The sequence below is a fragment of the Paracoccus pacificus genome, from assembly GCF_042680785.1.
GTDB lineage: Bacteria > Pseudomonadota > Alphaproteobacteria > Rhodobacterales > Rhodobacteraceae > Paracoccus > Paracoccus pacificus.
Window position 1 is genome coordinate 1 of the sequence record NZ_JBHUEN010000041.1, and the last position, 1,773, is coordinate 1,773.

2 protein-coding genes are annotated in these 1,773 nt (G+C 59.3%); one reads left to right on the forward strand and one right to left on the reverse strand.

Annotated features, from left to right (window positions below):
• Positions 1–221 (forward strand): hypothetical protein (locus tag ACFSCT_RS12415; RefSeq protein WP_379143192.1); only part of this gene is annotated, 221 nt, incomplete at its 5' end.
• 8 nt (positions 222–229) lie between these two features.
• Here ACFSCT_RS12415 and ACFSCT_RS12420 read toward each other — a convergent pair.
• Positions 230–1,773: ATP-dependent helicase (locus tag ACFSCT_RS12420; RefSeq protein ID WP_379143194.1), on the reverse strand; the 1,544-nt coding region annotated here is incomplete at its 5' end.

Here is a 1,773-nt window from a genome sequence, read left to right on the forward strand (position 1 = left end):
TTTACGCCGCCCGCAGCAGCACCATGCCGCCGCTAACGTGGACTAATTTCGCACCGCCGTTCTCACGCGGTAATCGGCTGCACTGCAGCAAGCTCGACCAGCAGGGGCGAAAAGGCGGGCTTTCGCTGCTTCTGCGCCGGAGGCGTGGTGCAATGACGGGGGCGGACATTCGTGGGTTCGTCATCAGTGTCCAGCAGGCCAACCACTTGGTGCTGGACTGATCAGAGCTTCATTGCGCTGGTTGATCGGGCAACACGAAACCCATCTCGCGTAGAAAACGTGACGGTTGCTTGTTCCATCCCCGATAGTTGTCTGCATAGGAGAGGCAGAGCCACTCTCGCGCACGCGTGATAGCCACGAAGCAGTTGCGCCGCTCCTCTTCCATTTCAGCGCTGTTCTCGCCCGCCTTCAGGCTTTGAAAGCTCGGCAAGATGTCCTCCGCCAGTCCGACCACATAAACATGATCGAACTCCTTCCCCTTGGCGCCGTGGATCGTCATAAGGGTCACGGTATTGCTGCCGACTGGGGCTTCCTTTGAGCGGATGGCCAGTTCCTGGAGAAACTGTTCAAGTGGCGCATCGCGGCCGATGGTTTTGCCGATACTTCTCACAAGATCGGACCAAGCCGCCCGGTCTTCTGCAATGTCACTGGCTTCATCGTCCTGCGCCGGGATCATGGCGAGGACTGCGTCAACAAACTGCCTGAACCGCGCGGGCTCCTTTGCGAAGGTTGCAGCTACATCGACGAGAGCGTTGCCATTGACATCATCACCCAGTCCGGCTTTGACCGCTACCGCCCATTCATCGAGCAGGGAGCGTTCCGTCAATTCGGTGGCGGTGATGATGAGATCGACACGGGCGTCAGTGCCAAACCAACGATTGAAAGCGCCGGTCAGGGTTTCCAGCGCACGCCGATCAAGCGGGCGCAGCGCTTGGCGAAGTACGGCAGTGAGCCACAGGAACTGAGGTGATCGGAAATCATCGCGGCGCTGAGAAATGACCGCACTGACCTGCTTCTGCGTCAGCGCGGATTGAAGCTTTTCTAGCATGTAGCGCGTACGGGCCAGTACCGCGACTTCACCCCATCGAGCGCGGTCGATTTTGGCGATGCCTTCCGCAATCGACGCGGCTTCCACCTCGTCGGTGGAATAGCGTAGGACGCGGATGTGCTGTTCATCGCGATATTTCAGCGAGGTCTTGCCCGCCTCCAGCGGCTGCTTGGCGGCCGTGCGTTGCAGATTATGGACCACAAGATGGTTCGCGGCGGCAACAATTGCGGGCGGACAACGGTAGTTTGTGGGAAGCTGCAGTTCCTGCGGGGAAAAGTCGGCTCGGAACCGCTGGATCTGTTGGTAGCTCGCGCCGTTCCACTGGTAGATGATCTGGTCATCGTCGGCGACGGCGAAGACATTCCTGAAATCCTTGCCGGCGAGCGCGCGGATTAGTCGGTACTGCCCATCGGTAGTGTCCTGAAACTCGTCGAACATCCAGTAGGCATAGGTCTTGCGATAGCGTCCGGCGATGCCGGGGAAGTCTGTGACAAGGCGATAGGCCTGGGCGATGAGCGAACCAAAATCTAGGGCATTGGCTTGGGTGAGCGCCGCCTCGTATGCGGTGTATACCTGCTCCACCCGTGCGCCATCGGACGGATCACGAAAGTATCGGGCCGAGCCTGTCGGTTGGATAAGCTGCGACTTAAGGGCACCTCGATTTTTCACTGAATTCCTCTGAACGGACGAGATCAGCGGCTTGAAGCGGGGACTGCGACCGCCCG